Origin of the sequence: Nonomuraea sp. NPDC050540 (assembly GCF_044457485.1) — a bacterium.
Classification (GTDB): Bacteria; Actinomycetota; Actinomycetes; order Streptosporangiales; family Streptosporangiaceae; genus Nonomuraea.
In genome coordinates this window covers 591,188-610,414 of sequence record NZ_JBITHA010000004.1, presented here as the reverse complement: position 1 = coordinate 610,414, position 19,227 = coordinate 591,188, and the positions used below count along the sequence as shown (strand labels likewise).

Annotated in this window: 18 protein-coding genes; 5 read left to right on the top strand and 13 right to left on the bottom strand. The window is 70.5% G+C overall.

From position 1 onward, the window contains the following. Nucleotides 1-2: 2 nt before the first annotated feature. A complete protein-coding gene (locus tag ACIBI5_RS17550) occupies nucleotides 3-890 on the bottom strand; it encodes a LysR family transcriptional regulator (RefSeq protein WP_397247872.1) in 888 nt (295 codons plus the stop codon). A gap of 70 nt (nucleotides 891-960) precedes the next feature. Here ACIBI5_RS17550 and ACIBI5_RS17545 point away from each other — a divergent pair, with 70 nt between their 5' ends. After that, nucleotides 961-2,250: an FAD-binding oxidoreductase gene (locus ACIBI5_RS17545; RefSeq protein ID WP_397247870.1), complete on the top strand. Its 1,290-nt coding sequence runs from the start codon at nucleotides 961-963 to the stop codon at nucleotides 2,248-2,250. Between the two features lie 143 nt (nucleotides 2,251-2,393). Here the strand turns inward: ACIBI5_RS17545 and ACIBI5_RS17540 are convergent, their stop codons facing one another. The 4 genes from ACIBI5_RS17540 to ACIBI5_RS17525 all read right to left on the bottom strand — a co-directional run bounded on the left by ACIBI5_RS17540 (nucleotide 2,394) and on the right by ACIBI5_RS17525 (nucleotide 6,878). Then, nucleotides 2,394-3,239, bottom strand: a complete 846-nt coding sequence (locus tag ACIBI5_RS17540) for an aldehyde dehydrogenase family protein (protein ID WP_397247868.1) — start codon at nucleotides 3,237-3,239, stop codon at nucleotides 2,394-2,396. A 179-nt stretch (nucleotides 3,240-3,418) separates the two neighbouring features. Then, nucleotides 3,419-4,840 carry an aldehyde dehydrogenase family protein gene (locus ACIBI5_RS17535; protein WP_397247866.1) on the bottom strand — a complete coding sequence of 474 codons (1,422 nt, stop codon included), beginning with the start codon at nucleotides 4,838-4,840 and terminating at the stop codon, nucleotides 3,419-3,421. A 2-nt stretch (nucleotides 4,841-4,842) separates the two neighbouring features. Beyond that, complete coding sequence (gene deoC / locus ACIBI5_RS17530; RefSeq protein ID WP_397247864.1) at nucleotides 4,843-5,772, bottom strand: deoxyribose-phosphate aldolase; 930 nt, start codon at nucleotides 5,770-5,772, stop codon at nucleotides 4,843-4,845. 59 nt (nucleotides 5,773-5,831) lie between these two features. Next, nucleotides 5,832-6,878, bottom strand: a complete 1,047-nt coding sequence (locus tag ACIBI5_RS17525) for a hypothetical protein (protein WP_397247862.1) — start codon at nucleotides 6,876-6,878, stop codon at nucleotides 5,832-5,834. Between the two features lie 151 nt (nucleotides 6,879-7,029). On the opposite strand from ACIBI5_RS17525, the gene ACIBI5_RS17520 reads away from it, so the two are divergent. Both ACIBI5_RS17520 and ACIBI5_RS17515 read left to right on the top strand, forming a co-directional pair. Beyond that, nucleotides 7,030-7,176 (top strand): hypothetical protein, encoded by a 147-nt coding sequence (locus ACIBI5_RS17520; RefSeq protein WP_397104137.1) that lies wholly within the window; start codon nucleotides 7,030-7,032, stop codon nucleotides 7,174-7,176. 198 nt (nucleotides 7,177-7,374) lie between these two features. Next, complete coding sequence (locus ACIBI5_RS17515; protein ID WP_397247860.1) at nucleotides 7,375-10,233, top strand: AAA family ATPase; 2,859 nt, start codon at nucleotides 7,375-7,377, stop codon at nucleotides 10,231-10,233. A gap of 1 nt (nucleotide 10,234) precedes the next feature. On the opposite strand, the gene ACIBI5_RS17510 is transcribed toward ACIBI5_RS17515, so the two are convergent. The 5 genes from ACIBI5_RS17510 to ACIBI5_RS17490 all read right to left on the bottom strand — a co-directional run bounded on the left by ACIBI5_RS17510 (nucleotide 10,235) and on the right by ACIBI5_RS17490 (nucleotide 14,217). Then, nucleotides 10,235-10,801, bottom strand: coding sequence for a TMEM165/GDT1 family protein (locus ACIBI5_RS17510; protein ID WP_379615273.1), 567 nt, complete (start codon nucleotides 10,799-10,801; stop codon nucleotides 10,235-10,237). Nucleotides 10,802-11,021: 220 nt separating this feature from the next. Beyond that, a complete protein-coding gene (locus ACIBI5_RS17505) occupies nucleotides 11,022-12,053 on the bottom strand; it encodes a UDP-N-acetylmuramate dehydrogenase (RefSeq protein ID WP_397247858.1) in 1,032 nt (343 codons plus the stop codon). 50 nt (nucleotides 12,054-12,103) lie between these two features. Beyond that, on the bottom strand, nucleotides 12,104-13,303 hold the full coding sequence (locus tag ACIBI5_RS17500; RefSeq protein ID WP_397247856.1) for a hypothetical protein: 1,200 nt from the start codon (nucleotides 13,301-13,303) through the stop codon (nucleotides 12,104-12,106). A gap of 34 nt (nucleotides 13,304-13,337) precedes the next feature. Further along, a complete protein-coding gene (locus tag ACIBI5_RS17495; protein WP_397247854.1) occupies nucleotides 13,338-13,766 on the bottom strand; it encodes a MaoC family dehydratase in 429 nt (142 codons plus the stop codon). Nucleotide 13,767: 1 nt separating this feature from the next. Next, nucleotides 13,768-14,217, bottom strand: a complete 450-nt coding sequence (locus ACIBI5_RS17490) for a MaoC family dehydratase N-terminal domain-containing protein (RefSeq protein WP_397247852.1) — start codon at nucleotides 14,215-14,217, stop codon at nucleotides 13,768-13,770. 202 nt (nucleotides 14,218-14,419) lie between these two features. Between ACIBI5_RS17490 and ACIBI5_RS17485 the strand changes: the two genes are divergently transcribed. After that, complete coding sequence (locus ACIBI5_RS17485; protein ID WP_397247850.1) at nucleotides 14,420-15,505, top strand: calcium:proton antiporter; 1,086 nt, start codon at nucleotides 14,420-14,422, stop codon at nucleotides 15,503-15,505. A 274-nt stretch (nucleotides 15,506-15,779) separates the two neighbouring features. Here the strand turns inward: ACIBI5_RS17485 and ACIBI5_RS17480 are convergent, their stop codons facing one another. The 3 genes from ACIBI5_RS17480 to ACIBI5_RS17470 are packed head-to-tail and all read right to left on the bottom strand — an operon-like array spanning nucleotide 15,780 to nucleotide 17,945. Next, complete coding sequence (locus tag ACIBI5_RS17480; RefSeq protein WP_397247847.1) at nucleotides 15,780-16,265, bottom strand: DinB family protein; 486 nt, start codon at nucleotides 16,263-16,265, stop codon at nucleotides 15,780-15,782. Between the two features lie 20 nt (nucleotides 16,266-16,285). Then, complete coding sequence (locus ACIBI5_RS17475) at nucleotides 16,286-17,029, bottom strand: ABC transporter permease (RefSeq protein WP_397247845.1); 744 nt, start codon at nucleotides 17,027-17,029, stop codon at nucleotides 16,286-16,288. Next, nucleotides 17,010-17,945, bottom strand: coding sequence for an ATP-binding cassette domain-containing protein (locus tag ACIBI5_RS17470; RefSeq protein ID WP_397248031.1), 936 nt, complete (start codon nucleotides 17,943-17,945; stop codon nucleotides 17,010-17,012). The genes ACIBI5_RS17475 and ACIBI5_RS17470 overlap by 20 nt, the downstream gene beginning before the upstream one ends. A 254-nt stretch (nucleotides 17,946-18,199) precedes the next feature. Between ACIBI5_RS17470 and ACIBI5_RS17465 the strand changes: the two genes are divergently transcribed. Beyond that, the gene (locus ACIBI5_RS17465) at nucleotides 18,200-19,210 is read left to right on the top strand and encodes a lysozyme (protein WP_397247843.1); all 1,011 of its coding nucleotides are present in this window, start codon (nucleotides 18,200-18,202) and stop codon (nucleotides 19,208-19,210) included. Nucleotides 19,211-19,227: the final 17 nt, after the last annotated feature.

Here is a 19,227-nt window from a genome sequence, read left to right as displayed (position 1 = left end):
AGCTAGCCCGGCCCGCCCATCGTCGCCCTGGCGTGCTCGACCAGCGCACGGGCCGCCGGCCCAGCGGGCTGGTCGGTACGCCAGGCCAGCCCCATCTGCCCCCGCATGGCGGGCTCCCGGATCTCCAGCACGTGCAGGTCGTGATGCCGCGCGGTCGCCGACCGCGGCAGGATCGCCACCCCCAGCCCGTGACCGGCCAGCTTGGCCAGGAAGTACGGCTCGCTGGCCTCGAACGCCACCCGAGGCCGGAAGTCCGCACCGGCGCAGGCAGACTCGAGGATGGACCGCAACCCGGTCCCCGACGGCAACGTGATCAGCGTATGATCTCGCAGCTCCGACACCGTGACAGAGTCCCGCCCGTCGAGCTCGTGCCCGTGCCCGACCGCCGCCACGACGTCCTGGTCGATGACCACCTGGGTCTCCACCCCGGCGGGCAGCGGCGCCCCGAGCCCGAGCAGGGCCAGGTCCACCTGCCCTGCCGCCAGCGCCTCGGCGAGCGTGACCGGGTCCATCTCGTTGAGCGTGATCTCCACGGCCGGATGCTTGGCGTGGAAGTCCGCCAGGAGCCCGGCCAGGTCCAGCGCCCAGGGCGCGGTCACCACGGCCATGACCACCCGCCCCCGCAGCAGCCCGGTGAACTCGTCGACGACGTCGCGCATCCCGGTCACCGCCCACAGTGCGGCCCGCGCGTAGGGCAGCACCGCCCGCCCCACCTCGGTCAGCGTCACGCTGCGCCCCGACCGGTCGAACAACGGCTGCCCCAGCTCCCGTTCCAACTGCTTGACCTGGGCGCTCACACCGGGCTGCGCCACATGCAGCTTGGTCGCGGCCTTGGTGAAGCCGCCCTCCTCGACCACCGACACGAAGTACTCGAGCTGCCGCAGTTCCATAACTGTGGATTATAGCTACGAGCAGAAACAGCTCTTGGACTTATGGAAAGCCTCTGGGCACGATGGCCGTATGGCTCACACCATCACCCCAGACTCCGACCAGTACGACAGCGAGCGGACCGGCTTCCAGCTCTCCGCGAGCCATCGCCCCGACGTGATCTTCGCCGCGGAGAACGCCGCGGACGTCCGCGCCGCCGTGTCCCATGCCGCCGCGCACGACCTGCCCGTGGCCGTCCAGGCCACCGGCCACGGACTGGCGGTCGCGGGTGACGGCGGCGTCCTCGTCACCACGGGAAGAATGAACGGCGTCCGCATCGACCCGGCGGCCAGGACCGCCTGGATCGAGGCGGGGACCCCGTGGTCCAAGGTGATCGAGGCCGCCGCCGCCCACGGCCTGGCCCCGCTGTCCGGCGCCGCACCGGCGGTGGGCGCGCTCTCCTACACCCTCGGCGGCGGCATCGGCCTCATGGCCCGCGAGCACGGTTACGCCGCCGACCACGTCCAGGCGATCGAGGTGGTCACCGCCGACGCCGACCTCGCCCTGGCCACCCCCGACAAGGAGCCCGACCTGTTCTGGGCCCTGCTCGGCGGCAGGGGCAACTTCGGCATGGCCACGGGCCTGGAAATCGCCCTGTTCCCGGTGACGACCCTGTACGGCGGCGCGCTGTTCTTCGACGGCTTCGACGCGGTGCACGCGTGGCGCGAGTGGGTGGCGAACGTCCCGGAGAAGATGACCTCGTCCGTGGCCGTCATCCCGTTCCCCGACGTCCCGTTCGTCCCCGAACCCCTGCGCGGCCGCCGGGCGACCCACGTCCGCATCGCCTACGCGGGCCCGGCGGAGGAGGGCGAGCGCCTCATAGAACCCCTGCGCGCGTACGGCCCGCGCCTGATGGACAAGGTGGAGGAGATCCCCTACACCCGATCGGGCATCATCCACAACGACCCGACCGACCCGGTGGCCTCCCAGTCCTCCCACAGCCTCCTGCGGGAACTGCCACCCCAGGCGGTGGAGGCGGCCAGGTCCCTGACCACCACCATCGTGGAGATCCGCCACCTGGGCGGAGCCCTGTCCCGCCCGCCGGCCACACCGAACGCCATCGGCAACCGGGACGCCTCGTTCCTCTACGGCATCGTCTCCAGAGGCGGCGAGGTAGCCCCAGAGCACGCCCAGACCGAAGCCGCCCTACGCCCCTGGGCAACCGGCGGAAAGGCGCTGAACTTCCTGTTCGCCGCCCACGCGACGGAAGAAAACGTGAAGAAGGCCTTCGAGCCGACAGCATACGAACGCCTCAGGGACCTCAAGACGACCTACGACCCGGCCGACCTGTTCCGCCACACCCACCACATCCCACCCCGGTAGGCCGGGAGAGGGGGCCGGCGAAAGGCCGTGACGGCGGGCACCACGTCCGACGTGAGAGGCGACCCCCACGATCGGCGCCCGCCCACGCCGGCGGGTGGCGTGAGCGGGGGCTCGCCGTAACGGATAGAAGCCCTAAAAGAGGGTCAGATCCCCACCGGGTGCCAGACGGTTTTGGTTTCGAGGAAGCGGGTCATGCGGGAAAGGGCCGGGTCCGGGGACCAGTCCTCGGACGCGGGGCGGAAGACGCGCTTGAGGTTCTCGGCGGCCTCCTGCTCGCACTTCAGCGCCAGGTCAGGATCCTCGACGCCGCCGAGGTCCAGGCCGTTGACGTCCATGTGCGCTGCCAGCCACGGGGCCAGTTCCGACTGGTGGCCGGTGAGGAGGTTGACCACTCCGCCGGGCAGGTCGGAGGTGGCCAGCACCTCGGCCAGCGTGATCGCGGGCAGCGGCGCGTTCTCCGCTGCCACCACCACGCACGTGTTCCCGGTGACGATGACGGGCGCGATCACCGAGATCAGCCCGAGCAGCGGGTCGGCGGGCGCGACGACCGCGACCACCCCGGTCGGCTCCGGCGTCGAGAGGTTGAAGTACGGCCCCGCCACCGGATTCGCCGCCCCGCGCACCGAGGCGATCTTGTCCGACCACCCGGCGTACCAGACCAGCCGGTCCACGGCCGCGTCCACCCGCTCGGCCGCGGCCTTCTTGGGCCCGCCCAGCTCCTCGGCGAACTGCGCCCGCCGCCCCTCCAGCATCTCCGCGACGCGGTAGAGGATCTGCCCCCGGTTGTACGGCGTGGCCCCCGACCACCCGGGGAAGGCCTTGCGGGCGGCCACCACGGCGTCACGGGCGTCCTTGCGCGAGGCACGCGCCGCGTTGGCCACGAACTCGCCCTTGGCCGAGGTCACGACGTAGGACCTTCCACTCTCGGAGCGCGGGAACGCCCCGCCGATGAACAGCTTGTAGGTCTTGCGAACGGCCAACCTACTCATCGCCGCGCCCCCTCCACGTGATCTCCTGGGTCAACTGCACAGGAGCGAAGATCTGACCGCACCTGCTGACGCCGCAGCGGTGCGCGAACCACCCGGTACGGCCGGGCCGCCCGGCCCTGGCGAAGGCGTGTCCCCGAGTGGCCTGCCCGCGGCGGGCCCTGCGTCTGCCGCGCTTGTGCTCACACATCGAGGTAGGCCTCCAGCCCGGCGAGCCCGCCTTCCCTGCCGTAGCCCGACTCCTTGTACCCGCCGAACGGCGAGGTGGGGTCGAACTTGTTGAAGGTGTTGGCCCACACCACTCCGGCGCGCAGCCGGTCGGCCATCCACAGGATGCGCGAACCCTTCTCGGTCCAGACGCCGGCCGACAGCCCGTACGGGGTGTTGTTGGCCTTCTCCACGGCCTCGGCCGGGGTGCGGAAGGTGAGCACGGACAGCACCGGCCCGAAGATCTCCTCGCGGGCGATGCGGTGGGACTGGGCGACGCCGGTGAAGAGGGTCGGCGGGAACCAGAAGCCCTTCTCCGGGATGTCGCAGGGGGGCGACCAGCGCTCCGCGCCCTCCGAGTCTCCAATTTCCGACATTTCACGAATCTTCGCCAGCTGCTCGGCGGAGTTGATGGCGCCGATGTCGGTGTTCTTGTCGAGCGGGTCGCCGAGCCTCAGCGTGCCGAGGCGGCGCTTGAGCGCGGTCAGCAGCTCGTCCTGGACCGACTCCTGCACCAGCAGCCGCGAGCCGGCGCAGCACACGTGGCCCTGGTTGAAGAAGATGCCGTTGACGATGCCCTCGACGGCCTGGTCGACGGCGGCGTCCTCGAACACGATGTTCGCGGCCTTGCCGCCGAGTTCGAGCGTGAGCTTCTTGTCGGTGCCCGCGACGGTGCGGGCGATGATGCGGCCGACCTCGGTGGAGCCGGTGAAGGCCACCTTGTTGACGTCGGGGTGGGCCACGACGGCCGCCCCGGTCTCGCCCGCGCCGGTGACGATGTTGACCACGCCGGGCGGCAGGTCGGCCTGCTGGCAGATCTCCGCGAACAGCAACGCGGTCAGCGGGGTGGTCTCGGCCGGCTTGAGTACGACGGTGTTGCCGCAGGCCAGCGCCGGAGCGATCTTCCACGCCAGCATGAGCAGCGGGAAGTTCCACGGGATGACCTGACCGGCCACGCCCAGCGGCCTGGTGCCGAACCCGGCGTGCTCCAGCTTGTCGGCCCAGCCCGCGTAATAGAAGAAGTGCGCCGCGACCAGCGGCACGTCCACGTCACGCGACTCGCGGATGGGCTTGCCGTTGTCGAGCGACTCCAGCACGGCCAGCTCGCGGGCCCGCTCCTGGATGATGCGGGCGATGCGGAAGATGTACTTGGCCCGCTCGGAACCGGGCAGCGCGCTCCAGACGCCGAACGCCTTGCGCGCGGCCTGGACCGCGCGGTCCACGTCGTCGGAGGTGGCGGTGGCGATCTCGGCGAGCTTCTCCTCGCTCGCCGGATTGATCGTCTTGAAGGGGGCGCCGGACCCCTCGGCGAACTCGCCGTTGATGAACAGCCCGTAGGACGGCTTGATGTCGACGACATCGCGCGACTCGGGCGCGGGCGCGTATTCGAAGGCCATCGTCAGTCCAAGGTGAAGTAGTCGGGGCCCGCGTAGCGGCCGGTGGCCAGCTTCTCTCGCTGCATCAGCAGGTCGTTGAGCAGCGAGGAGGCGCCCAGCCGGAACCACTCGGGCGTCAGCCAGTCCGCGCCCGCGGTTTCGTTGACCAGGACCAGGTTCTTGACAGCGTCCTTCGTGGTGCGGATCCCGCCGGCGGGCTTCACGCCCACCTGGCGGCCGGTGGCGTCGCGGAAGTCGCGCACGGCCTCCAGCATGATCAGGGTCACCGGGAGCGTGGCCGCCGGGGCCACCTTGCCGGTGGAGGTCTTGATGAAGTCGGCGCCGGCGATCATGGCCAGCCAGGACGCGCGCCGTACGTTGTCATAGGTCGCCAGCTCGCCCGTCTCCAGGATCACCTTCAGGTGCGCCTGGCCGCAGGCGGCCTTCACCGCGACGATCTCCTCAAAGACCTTGAGGTAGTCGCCCTCCAGGAAGGCGCCGCGGTCGATCACCATGTCGATCTCGTCGGCGCCCGCCGCCACGGCCAGCGCGGTGTCGCTGACCTTGACCTCCAGGGAGGAGCGCCCGCTCGGGAAGGCGGTGGCCACCGAGGCGACCTTCACCCCCGAGCCCCTGACGGTCTCGGCGGCGACGGCCACCAGGTCGGGGTAGACGCAGACCGCCGCGACACGAGGCGCGCCGCCACCAGGACGCATCGCCTTGGTGCACATCGCCCGCACCTTGCCGTGCGTGTCCGCGCCTTCCAGCGTGGTGAGGTCGACCATGGAGATGGCCAGGTCGATGGCCTGCGCCTTCGCGGTCGTCTTGATGGATCGGGTGCCGAGCATCGCCGCTCGCTGGTCCGCGCCGACCCGGTCGACACCGGGCAGGCCGTGCAGGAAGGCCCGCAGCGTGGTGGCGGATGCCGCCACGTCCGCGAGCGAGTTAGTCACAGTAGATGACACCCCCACAGCATCGCCGACCGGGCAGGCTACCTCCAAACCGGATCAGGTCACCGATAGCCGAGGATCAGCTGGCGCGTCACTCCAGCCTCACGCGTTTCGGCCGTGGCCCACATCGTCCTGGTTCCCGGCACGTTGGCCAGGCCGTTGAGCGTGACCTTGCCGACCGGGGTCCGCGTCCAGCGTCCGCCCTGGTAGTGGGTGAGGACGTCCGGCAGATCCTGGCGCCGCGTGGCCAGCCACAGCCCTCCGGCTCCGTCCGGCGCGACCTTCGTATAGGAGGTCCCGGCCGGGCGGTGGGCCAGCCGTACCCAGGAGGTGCCGTTCCAGCGCAGCACCAGGGCCTCACGCATGACCCGTTCCTCGCCGATGATGAAGGAGATTCCGCCCACGGCGTACGCCTCGTCCGGCCCGAGCGCCATGATGTCGTGCAGTTCCGCGTAGGCGTCGCCGACCCGCGACCGGCTGGGCAGGGAGATCGACGGCACCGGCGAGCGCCGCCACCCCGAGTCCGTCAGCCGCAGGACCGACGCGGCGTGCGCGGGCGACTCCGCCCCCAGGCTGCTGAGCGCCCACACGTCCTTCGGGGAGGAGGCGGCGAAGTCGGTGATGGGCAGCGGGGCTGCCACCTCCGTCCAGCGCCTTCCCGTCCAGTGCCACACCACGTCGCGCAGCCCGCGCGGGCCGAGCCGCAGCCCCGCCGCCCAGCACTCCGACGGGCCCGTGGCCAGCGCCGCCGTCGCGTGCGCGCCCTCGGCCTCGATCGGGCGCGCGTACCACTTGCCGCCGGTCAGCTGGCGGGCGTCCACTCGGGCCGGGCTCTGCACGAACTGCCAGGCCGTCCCCCGCCCCGCCGCCGTCACCAGGTACGGCACGGCCCCGCCCGCCGAGTTCCGCCAGGCTTTGCCGTTCCATCGCAGAAGGGGTTGGCCGGTCCTGACCACCCAGGCGTCGTCGCCGCCGGTGGCGCCCACGTCCTGATAGCCGCCCAGGGATCCGTCCGTCCTGGAGACCCGCCAGGCCGCTTCCCCGGCCGCGGCGGGCGCCGCCGCCACCAGCGGGAACAGCGCCAGCGCGGCGATCGCGATGCGTCTCATGGGCCATCATCGTGGCCTGCCTTAGGCGGGTGGCAGGCGTGTCCTAGGTAGGGGTAAGCCGATGGTTCGGCAAGAGATAAGGCATCCGACCGATGTGGCCGGCCGGGCCTTAGGAGGAGTGTTAGGGGTGCAGACGACAAAGGAGAAGGAAATGAACCCCGAGCTCGACTTCCAGCTGATGAAGAGCCAAGCCGGTGAGCTTCGGCGGGCCGCCGCCGAGCACCGCAGGGTACGTGAGGCGGAGCGCCGCAACAAGTCCGAGCGCCGCTCGGTCTTCGGCAAGCGCCGCGTGTCATGACCCCCACAAGAGTGCCCGGCCGCAACCTCCCTCGCGGCCGGGCCTCACACCCTCCTTGACCCGGCGGGAAAGCGCCTCGACACATCCCCCAACCCCGCCGCCTCCGGCCACAAGCCTTCCGGTCGGTCCCTGCGCCTCCGGTCAGCGCCTCCATAAATGCGGCGAAAGCTACAGGTAAGGCGTGACATGCTGGATGACATGCTGGGACGTATGGTGAGTCCCGTCTTCGTCGGGCGGGAAGCGGAACTCGCCCACCTCGCCGACGCCATGGACGCGGCCAGGCAGGGCACCGCCACGGCCGTGCTGCTCGGCGGCGAAGCCGGTGTGGGCAAGACCCGGCTGGTGCAGAAGTTCGCCGATCGGGCCGCCCAGGACGGCGCCCACGTGCTCTTCGGGGGCTGCGTGGAACTGTCCACCGACGGCCTCGCCTACGCGCCGTTCACCGCCGCGCTCAGGCAGCTCGTCAGGGAGATGGGCACCGCCAGGATCGCCCGTCTCCTGCCTGAGGGCGCCGAGCGCGACCTGGCCAGGCTGCTGCCGGAGTTCGGCGAGCCCACCGTCGACGGTGACACCGACACCGGCCGCGCCCGGCTGTTCGAGCAGTTCCTCACCCTTCTGGAACGTCTCGCCGAGTCCCGCCCCACGGTCCTGTTCATCGAGGACATCCACTGGGCCGACCGCTCCAGCCGCGACCTCATCGCCTTCCTCAGCCGCAACCTCGCCGCCGCCCAGGTCCTGATCGTGCTCACCTACCGATCCGACGACCTGCACCGCCAGCACCCGCTGCGCCCCGTCCTGGCCGAGCTGAGCCGGGTCAGGGGTGTGCTCAGGCTCGACCTGCCCCGCCTGTCGCAGGACGAGGTGGCCGAGCAGATGACCGGGATCCTGGGCCGGACCCCCGAATACGCCAGGGTCGAGAAGGTCTTCGAGCGCAGCGAGGGCATCCCGCTGTTCGTCGAGGCGCTGCTCGACGACCCCGACGGCGACTGCGCCTTCCCCGACTCCATGCAGGACCTCATCCTCAGCGCCGTCGAGCGCCTGCCCGAGGAGACCCAGCGCGTCCTTCGGGTGGCCGCCGCCGGCGGCATCCGGATCGGCCACGCCCTGCTCGCCGCCGTCAGCGGCCTGTCCGACCTGGAGCTGGAGTCCGCCCTGCGTCCTGCCATCGCGGGGAACGTGCTGCAGATCGCCGACAACCGGGCCTACGTCTTCCGGCACGCGCTGATCCGCGAAGCCGTACACGAGGAGCTTCTGCCCGGCGAGCACCAGCGGCTGCACGCGCGCTACGCCGAGGAGATCTCCCGCGACCGCAAGCTCGTCCCGCCCGGTCGCGCCGCCGTCGAGCTGGCCCACCACTGGTACGGCGCGCGCAACGACGAATGGGCCCTCATCTCCGCCTGGGAGGCGGCCCGCAAGTCGATGAAGGCCTTCGCCTACGCCGAGGCGATCCCACTGCTCGAACGCGTGCTCATGCTCTGGGACAAGGTGCCGGGCGCGGCCGGGCGCATCGACGCCGACCACTCCTACGTGCTGGAGAAGGCCGCGCTGGCCGCGGGCAACAGCGCCGAGGTGGATCGCGGCGTGAAGTTCGTGCGGGCGGCGCTCGCCGGCCTCGACGAGGACACTCAGCCCGACCGCGTGGCCATGCTCATGGTGCGCTGGGCCGGGTTCAAGATCTCCAAAGGCAAGATGGGCGTCGTCGAGGACTTCCACAAGGCCCTGGAACTGGTCCCCGACCACAGCCACCCGCGCGCCGAGGTGCTGACGAAGCTCAGCCAGCACCTGATGCTGCAGGGCGAGGTCGAGGAGGGCACCGCCAGGTGCGAGGAGGGCCTGCTCATCGCCAGGGACGTCGGCGACGAACACCTGGAGGGCGAACTCCTCATGAACCTCGCCCTCGGCCAGGCCATGGCCGGCGGCAGCATCGCCCAGTACGAGACCAACCAGCTCGCCCGCGCGATAGGCGAGCGCATCGACTCGCCCCGCCTCATCCTGCGCTCCGTCGGCAACAACATCGACGCGCTCAACGACCTCGGCCGCTCGGAAGAGGCGCTCGAACTCTCCTACGAGGGCGAGCGCATGGCCAAGAAGTACGGGCTGATCAGGACCATAGGCGTCTTCATCCTCAACAACCGCGCCGAGGCCCTCGAACTTCTCGGCCGCTGGGACGAGGCGCTGGAGACCGCGGAACGCTCGCTGAGGTTCGGACCCAGCCTGCGCACCCGCCACCACATCCTGCGCGTCCAGGCCGACATCGCGCTGTCGCGCGGCGACCTGTCGACGCTGGAGAGCAACCTGTCCGAGCTGGGCGTGCTCAAGGAGCGTCCCGAGGACTTCGTCCAGGACATCACCTCGAGCTCCCGCCTGCACATGGGCTGGCACCTGCTGAAAGGCGAGCCCGAGTCGGCGCTGGAGGTCGCCCACCGGGTGCTGTCGCGGCCGTCGCAGTCCAGCAAGTCGGCGCTCGGCTGGCGGCTGCTCTCCCTCATCAGCCACGTCTGCGACCAGGCCGAGGCCCTCGACCCCACACTGTCCGAGCACGTACGCGGCCACGCCGCCGAGGTCGCCGCCACGCTGCGCATCTCGGGCCCGCCCGCCGAGGCCTACCGCCTGACCTACACCGGCGACTTCGACGCCGCCGCGGCCGCGTGGGAACGGCTGTGCCGCCCGCACGCCCAGGCCAAGGCGCTCCTGCACGCCGCGACCATCGCCGCCCAGTCGGGCGACCGCGAGGGCGCCGCCACGCGGCTGCGGGTCGCGCAGCCGCTGGCCGAGGCGCTGCGGGCCACCCCGCTGGTGGAGGAGATCGAGATGCTCAGCCGGCGGGTGGGCGGCGCCTCCGCGCCGTTGGCGACGTCGGAGCTGCTGACGCCCCGGGAGCTGGAGGTTCTCCGGCTGGTGGCGCTGGGGCGCAGCAACCGCGACATCGCGGCCGAGCTGTTCATCTCGGCGAAGACGGTCAGCGTGCACGTCTCCAACATCCTGGCCAAGCTCGGCGTCTCCAGCCGGGGCGAGGCCGCCGCCGCCGCGTACCGGCTGTCGCTGCTGTCGACCTGAGCTACCAGATGGCGTCGGCCAGCAGGACGATGCCGAAGACGGCGAACGCCGCGGCGGCGCCGTAGCGGATGGCCTTCTCAGGCAGGTGCTTGCCGAGGATCCGCCCGACCACGATGGCCAGGGCGTCCGCGGCGACCATACCGACGGTGGAGCCGATCCAGGTGCCGAGCCAGCCATGCTGCGTGGCCAGGACGATCGTGGCCAGCATCGTCTTGTCGCCCAGCTCGCTCAGGAAGAACGCGACCGTCACCGCGATGATCGCGTTCCTGGTGGTGCGCTGGGCCTTCTTCGACTCTTCGTCGGTCAGCTCGTCGCCGCGCAGCGTCCACAGCGCGAAGCCGAGGAAGGCGATGCCGGCCGCGACGGAGATCGCGGTGGTGGGCAGGGCGTCGCCGATGAGCCCGCCGACGGCCACGCTGAACAGGTGCACGACGGTCGTGGCGATGGTGATGCCGACCAACACCGGCCAGGCCTTGAATCGGGTGGCGAACGTCATCGCCATCAGCTGGCTCTTGTCACCCAGCTCCGCCACGAAAATGGCCACAAGACTGATCCAGAACGCTTCCAACGGTCCTCATTCCTACGAACCGGACCGGAGCGCCTGCCGGGGCACGACTCTTCGGCCCGGCATGACAGCCAGGCCGAAGGTCTCGTCCGCCTGTGAAGGCCCACGTGACCGGGCGTCGGGACGCCAGTGTGTCGATCACGTGATTTGGGACTACTCCCCTTCGGAATATCTCGGCCACTTTAACAGGCCGAACCCGCCGAATGTTCCTCAGGCGAGGGTGTCAGAGCTCACAGCCGACCATCACCGGCTCGTTGACCAGCCGCACCCCGAACTTCTCCGCGACCCCGTCACGCACCTCCCTGGCCAGCGCCAGCAGGTCGGCCGCGGTGGCCGAGCCGTCGGGGTTGGTGAGAGCGAGCGTGTGCTTGGTGGAGATGCGGGCGGGCCCGCGGCGGTACCCCTTGGGGAAACCGGCCTGCTCGATCAGCCACGCCGCCGGCACCTTGACCATGCCGTCGGGCAGGTCCCAGCGAGGATGGCCGGGCGCGCGCAGCTCCAGCTCGGCGGCCTGGCCGGGAGTCAGGATCGGGTTGGTGAAGAACGATCCGGCGCTGCGGGTGTCGGGGTCTTCCGGGTCGAGCACCATGCCCTTGCTCCTGCGCAGGGCCAGGACGGCCGCGCGGGCGTCCGCGAGCCGTACCCGCTCGCCCATCGGCACCCCGAGGCGCGCCGCCAGCTCCTTGTAGGCCACCTCGCCCGACAGCTCGGAGATGTCCAGGACATAGGTGACGCCCAGCACCACGTGCCGCGACAGGTCCCGCTTGAACGCGCTGTCGCGATAGGAGAACCCGCACCGCCGGGCCTCGATGTCCACCACCTGCCGGGTCTTGCGGTCGTAGGCCCGCACGCAGCGGACGGTCTGCGACACGTCCTGCCCGTAGGCGCCCACGTTCTGGATCGGCGTCGACCCCACCAGGCCCGGGACGCCGGACATGCACTCGATGCCGGACCAGCCCTCGGCGACCGCGCGGGCCACGAGCGCGTCCCAGTCCTCGCCCGCCTCGACCGTGAGCAGCACCTGCCCGCCGTCGCGCTCGGCCCGCACCCCGGTCGAGGCGACCTTGACCACCAGCCCGTCGAAACCCTCGTCGGGCACGACCAGGTTGCTGCCGCCGCCCAGCACCAGCGTGGGAACCCCGTCGCGGTCGGCCTCGGCCACGAAGGAGACGAGCTGCTCCGCCGTACCGGCCTCGACGAACTCGCGGGCCGGGCCGCCCAGGCCCAGCGTGGTGTACGGCGCCAGCATCTCCATGGGGCCCTAGCTTATGAGCCCCCCGCGATGCGCGGCACCCGGCGCCCGCGTCAGGAGGAGCGCAGCAGGCGCAGCACCCGGTCGTAGGTGCGGCGGGACTCGCGTTCGCGGTAGTCCTGGTCGACGTCGTGGTAGCCGTGGTGGCGCAGGCCGTGCACGGGGAGCGTCTCCTGCGGCACCACCAGCTCGCCGTCCAGGCCGAGCGAGAGCTCCAGGTCCGCGTTGCGGTAGTAGCGGGCGTCCTGCGGCATGGCGGCCAGCGCCTCGGCCCGCCGTACCGCCATCAGGTAGCCCATGAGCGCGCGGACCCGTCCAGGACCGGCCTCGTGCCACGTGTGGCCGTCCGCGTCGGGGTCGGCGCCCTTCCACCCGGCCGCGACCGCGCCGTGCTGGATCGCCGCCGTCAGCGGCGTGAGGGCGTCGCCCGTGAGGATCGTGGAGGTCTCCATCAGGACGTGCACGTCCGAGGTGTCCAACCGCATCAATGCCGTACGGCAGGCGCTCCACCCGGCCGACCCCCCGAACCAGTGCGGCAGCTCGGCCACGTGCCAGACGGTCACCCGCTCGGGCCGCCGGGCGGCGAACTCGTGCAGGACGTCGCCCGCGCCGTCCCGGTTGCCCAGGTCGAGGGCGAGGACGGCGGCGTCGGTGTGCTCCAGCAGCGCCTCCACGCAGGCGCGCACGTCGTCCGGCCGGCCGTCGGCGATCAGGCCCGCCGAGACGGTGACGTCGACGATCTCGGCGCGTTGCCGCTCCTGGTTCACCCCGGCGTCGTCGAGCCGGTTGGCGGCCAGGCTGGCGTCCCAGATCCGCTGCGCGTGGAGCATGTCGTCCTCGGGCGTCCCGCTCGATCCGGGGTCGCCGGAGAAGCCCAGTTCGGCGGCGGGGTCCTCCTGGGCTCCCGCGCCGGCCGTCCCCGCCGTGGAGCCCGCTGTGGGGCTCGCTTCAGGGCCCGTGTCGCCGCCGGTCGTGTCGCGGCCGGTGCCCGAGGCAGGGGCGACGGCCCGTGGGTTGAGGTGGCGGGGCGGGCCGGCGTCGGTGACGGCGCTGATCGGGATCGAGCGGACGGTCGGCCAGATGGTGTAGGGCGGCTTCTCGCTCAGCGTGTAGCCGTCGGGGGCGTCCTTGACCAGCCACCCCTCGCGCTCGATCCGCGCGCGCAGCTCGTCGGCGAGCGCGTAGTCGCGCTCCGCCCTCGCCTTCACACGCTGCTCGGCCAGCTCGATGACGTGGTGCGGCACTTCACTCATACCGACCGCCCTACCCCAGGACAGGGCACCTCTATCAGGACAGCTGAACCACCGCACGCGCCTTGGACAGCACGTTGGCGTCCGCGGACTTGGCCACCAGAGCGATGACGACCCGCTTGTCCTCCAGCTTCTCCTCCACGACGCCGCTGACGGTGATCGTCGCGCCCGCGTCGTCGTCGGGCACGACTACCATCGAGGAGAACCGCACCCCGTAGTCGACCACCGCGCCGGGATCGCCGGCCCAGTCGGTGACGAACCGCCCCGCCTGCGCCATCGTGAACATGCCGTGCGCGATGACGTCGGGCAGGCCGACGGTCTTGGCGAACCGCTCGTTCCAGTGGATCTGGTTGAAGTCGCCGGAGGCGCCCGCGTACATGACCAGGTTGAGGCGGCGCACCGGGTAGTCGGCCGCGGGGATCTGCTGGCCGACCTCGACCTCGTCGTACTTGACCGTCGCCGTCATCTCAGGCCGCCCCTCCACGCTCGACGATGGTGTTGTAGGTGGTGCAGACGGGTTCGCCGGCGACGGTGCTGACCTCGCTCCTGATCGTGAGCAGCTCGTTGCGCCCGGCGCTGCGGATGTCGGTGATCGTCGACCGGGTGACCAGTTCGTCGCCGGGGTAGATCGGCCGCGTGTACTCGAACCGCTGCTCGCCGTGGACCACCATCGCGAAGTTCAGCCCCAGTTCGGGGTCGGCCAGCGCCTCACCGCCGCTCTGCAGGCTGAACACGATGGGGAAGGTGGGCGGCGCCACCACGTCCGGATGTCCCGCGGCCTGCGCCGCGTCCCGGTCGCGGTAGATCGGGTTGTGGTCGCCGATCGCCGCGGCGAACTCGCGGATCTTCACCCGGCTGACCTCGTACGGCGCGGCGGACGCATACGACCGCCCCACGAAATCACGGTTCAAGGCCATTCGTGCCCCTTCACGCGTTCCTGAGCTTTGACCCGACCGTAACAGAACAAGGTTCGGCTGTCGCCGTCCCGGCTCCATCATGAAGCGCCCGAACCCACGACGGCCCCGGCATTGCCGCACGATGACCCTGAGCACGGATGATGCCCGATCGCCCAACCGGACAGAAGTGAACAGACACTCCACTTAGGGCATGATCTATACCATGCGCCGTTTCCTCAACTGGACCACCGCCGTCCCTCTCCTCGCACTTCTGGCGCTGGCTCTGACGTGGGGACGGGAACCGCCGATGGTCGTCGTGATCATCGTCGCGGTGCTGCTGGCCGGGGCGGTTCTGGCGGCGGTGCACCACGCCGAGGTCATCGCGCACCGCGTCGGCGAGCCGTTCGGCTCACTGGTGCTCGCGGTCGCGGTCACCGTGATCGAGGTCGCGCTGATCGTCAGCCTGATGATCAGCGGCGGCGAGAAGACCGCGACGCTCGCCCGCGACACCGTCTTCGCCGCCGTCATGATCACCTGCAACGGCATCGTCGGACTGTCCCTGCTCAGCGCCACGCTCCGGCGGAGGGTCGTGGCGTTCCACGCCGAAGGGACCGGCGGCGCGCTCGCCACCGTGGCCACGCTCGCGACACTCAGCCTCGTGCTGCCGACGTTCACGACCAGCGCCCAGGGCCCGGAGTTCTCCCCCGGCCAGCTCGCCTTCGCCGCCGTGGCCTCGCTCGCGCTCTATGGCCTGTTCGTCCTCACCCAGACGGTACGGCACCGCGACTACTTCCTCCCCGTCACCCACGACGGCCAGGCCATGCCCCCGGACGCCCACGCGCCCAGGCCGACCACGAGAACCGCGACCGTCAGCCTCGGCCTCCTCCTGATCGCCCTCGTCGCCGTCGTCGGCCTGGCCAAGGTCGAGTCGCCGATCATCGAGAGCGCCGTCTCCGATGCCGGGCTGCCGCACGCCGTCGTCGGCGTGGTGATCGCCCTGCTGGTCCTGCTGCCCGAGACCATCGCCGCGGTACGCGCGGCCAGGCGCGACCAGCTCCAGATCAGCCTCAACCTGTCGCTCGGCTCGGCGATGGCCAGCATCGGCCTGACGATCCCGGCCATCGCGCTCGCGTCCATCTGGCTGGACGGGCCGCTGGTGCTCGGACTGGGCGGCACCCACATGGTCCTGCTCGCCCTGACCGTCGGCGTCTCCACCCTCACCGTGGTGCCGGGGCGGGCCACGTTGCTGCAGAGCGGCGTTCACCTGGTGCTGTTCGCCGCATTCCTGTTCCTGGCGGTCAGCCCTTGACCACGTGGCCGGTCTTCAGAGGTCCGACCACCTGGGCGGTCTTTGAGGGGTTGACCCCACCTGGCCAGGCTTTGAGGGTTGACCTACCTGGCCGGTCTCTGGGGTTGACCACTTGGCCGGGTGACGTGGCGCCGTTGCGGCGGGCGCCACGTCCGGCGTGAGAAGCGATCCCCACGATCGGCGCCCGCCCACGGCGGCGGGTGGGGGTGGGGTGGCGGAGCCGTAACGGATGGTGCGCCCTTGAGGGGTTATCCCATGGTGCGCCCTTGAGGGGTTATCCCATCGATTTCTGGCCGTCGATGGACTCGCGGATGATGTCGGCGTGGCCGGCGTGCTGGGCGGTTTCGGCGATGATGTGGAGCATCGTGCGGCGGACCGACCAACGCGCCCCCTGCTCGAACCACGGCGCCGTGGGCAGCGCGTGCGAGGTGTCGAGGTCGAGCGTCCGGGCGAGCTCGTTCGTGGCCCGAGCCACCGACTCGTAGTGCTTGAGCAGGGCGTCGAGCGTGTCGCCCGCGTCCATTCTGAACTGCCCCTCCCAGTCGACGGGCACGCTCTCCATGTGCTCGGCACCGCCGACGGCGAAGCGCGCCCAGCGCTCCTCGACGTTAGCGACGTGCTTGACGAGGCCGCCCAGGCACAGCGCGCTGGCCGTGGGCGTGCGGGCCGCCTGCTCGTCGGTGAGCCCCTGGACCGTGTGGAGGAGGAACCCGCGGTGCTTGTCCAGCGTCTGGACGAGGTCGTCGCGCTCGCTCGACATGTCGTCACCCCTTCCGGGGTCTAGATGCCCTTGCGCATCGCCCGGGTTCCGGCATAGAGGCCGATCAGTGCCACCAGGCCGGCGGCCGCTGCGCCGTACAAGACAGAGATATCACCCAGCTGACCGGAGAAGAGCGAACGTTGTGCGTCGACGAGGTATTTGACGGGGTTCACGTATCCGACGATCCGCAGCCACGTCGGGCCGGAGTCCACGGGCAGCAGCACTCCCGACAGAAGGAGCAGCGGGAACAACGCCCACTGCGTGACCAGATAGAACATCGTGCCGTCCGGCGCCGACTTGAGCGCCAGCACGAACGACAGCGACCCGAGCCCCACCCCCAGCACGATCAGCAGCACGAGCCCCAGGATCACCCCGGCCAGGTGCAGCTCGAAGCCGAGCGGCAGCGCCAGCAAGATGATCAGCACGGCCTGGAGGAACAGGACGGCCATCTCCTTCAGCGTCCGGCCGACCAGCATGGCGGTGCGGTTCAGCGGCGAGACCATGAGGCGTTCGAGCGAACCGCCGATCGCCTCGGTGAGCAGGTTGTAGCCGGAGCCCATCGGCCCGGTCAGGCACATCATGACCAGGATGCCGGGCACGAACCACTGCCACGAGGTGTCCGTCGCCCCCTTCAGCAGCGAGCCGAACAGGAACAGGAACAGCAGCGGCTGCAACATCTCGAAGACCAGGTTCGTCGGCTGCCGAAGCGACGGGGTGAACTCCCTGGTGAAGACCGTCGCGGTGTCACGCAGGAACGTCGTCATCGGCCAGGCTCCTTCCGGTCAGCGCGAGGAAGACGTCGTCGAGGGTCGGGCGCTTCGTCTCCGCCGCGGTGACCTTGATCTCGTGCGCGTCGAGGGTTCTGAGGCATTCGGGCAGCGCGGCCGGGGCGTTGGGGACGCGCAGCTTCACGGTGCCGCCGTCCGCTTCGCCGCCGGTCAGCTCCGCGGCGCGGGCGGCGTCGGGGGTGGTCAGGATGATGTGGTCGCCGGCGAGGTCGTTCTTGAGCTGCTCGGCGGTGCCGTCGGCGATGATCCGGCCGTTGTCGATGATGATCACCCGCTCGGCCATGGCGTCGGCCTCTTCGAGATAGTGGGTGGTCATGAAGATGGTCATCCCGATCGCCTCGCGCAGGCGCAGGATGTGCGACCAGACCTCGGCGCGGCTGGTCGGGTCGAGGCCGGTGGACGGCTCGTCCAGGAAGAGCAGCTTGGGCTCGTGCACCAGGCCGATCGCGAGGTCGAGGCGCCGGCGCTGGCCGCCGGAGAGCGTGCCCGGCTGGCGCTTGGCCATATGGGTGAGGTCGAGCATGTCGAGCACCTCGTCGGCGCGGCGGCGCGCCTGCGGGATGGGAAGGCCGTAGCAGCGGCCCTGCGCGACGAGTTCGTCGCGGACGCGGTAGTTCTCGCCCGCGCTGTTCTTCTGGCCGACGTAGCCGATGCGGGCGCGCACGCCGGACGGGTCGGTGGCGATGTCGTGCCCGGCCACCGTGGCGCTGCCCTTCGTGGGCGGCAGCAGCGTGGTGAGCATGCGCAGGGTGGTCGATTTCCCCGCGCCGTTCGGACCCAGGAAGGCGACCAGCTGGCCGTCCTCGATGTCGAGGTCGATCCCGCGTACGGCGTCGACGGTCTCTTTTCGTTTCAAGGTGAAGCTCCGGGTGAGTCCCCGGGCGCTGATGATGGGCATGGCAAACAGCCCCTTGCTTGGGAGGCGGGCGGATTTCCCCAAGCTTGCGCAGGTCAGCGGGGTTTAGGCAAACGCGAACACTACATTCACATACGGCGCTGACCTGCGGAAACGCCATGTAAGCCATCATTCGAAATAGCGCTCCGACCTGGGATTTCAAGAAATTTCGGCTATGCCGCAGTAGAGCGGTTGCGGGCCCTGCCGTACTCCGCGAAAATCTTGGCCTCATCGGTGAAAAGGGGACCCTCGTGAAGCGTGTTCTGGTGGCCGCGGCGCTGGCCGCGGTCGGTTACGGCGCGAACGCGTTACCCGCCCAGGCCGTCGACGGCGTGCCGGGTGTCGACGTGAGCAACTGGACCGGCGAGGTCGACTGGGCGAGTGTCGCGTCGGGCGGCGCGAAGTTCGCGTTCGTGATGGCCAGCGAGGGCGGCGACTTCGTCAGCCCCACGTTCTCCGCCCAGTTCGAGGGCGCCGCCGACGCGGGGCTGATCCGCGGCGCTTACCACTTCGCCCAGCCGCACGAGTCGGACGGCGCCGCCCAGGCCGAGTACTTCGTGCAGAACGGCGGCCGCTGGACCGGCGACGGCATCACCCTGCCGGGCGTGCTCGACCTGGAGGACAACCCCTACAAGGACCGCAACGGCAAGGACAACTGCTACGGCCTGTCCCCCAAGGACATGGTCACGTGGGTCAAGGACTTCACGAAGCGCTACCACCAGCGCACCGGCCGCCAGGCGATCATCTACACCACGACGAACTGGTGGAAGACGTGCACCGGCGACTCCGCCAAATTCAAGGCCAACCCGCTCTGGCTGGCCCGCTGGGGCGCCGATCCCGGCGAGCTGCCGAAGAGCTGGGAGAGGCACACGTTCTGGCAGTCGGCCGACAAGGGCACGCTGGCCGGCGGGCAGAACTCCTTCAACGGCAGCGAGTCCGAGCTCAGGGAGCTGGCCATCGCGGCGGTCGAGCTGACGGTGTCCGGCCAGGTGAAGAGCCGCCGCTCGTACACGCTCACGATCGCCAACACCGGCCCGCACCCCGCGGGCACGATCAAGATCTCCGGTCGGGCGTACGGCGGGCAGAAGATCGTCAAGGCCCCCGGCTGCAAGTTCAGCGGCACGGCCGTGAAGTGCACCGTGGCCAGGCTGAACCGGGGACAGAAGGTCCGGCTGACGTTCACCACCAAGGCGCCGGCCAAGGGAGGCGTGGGGATCCGGTTCACGGTCGGAACGGTGGAACTGGACCTGAAGGCGCGCTGAGCCGCGCGATCTTGCGG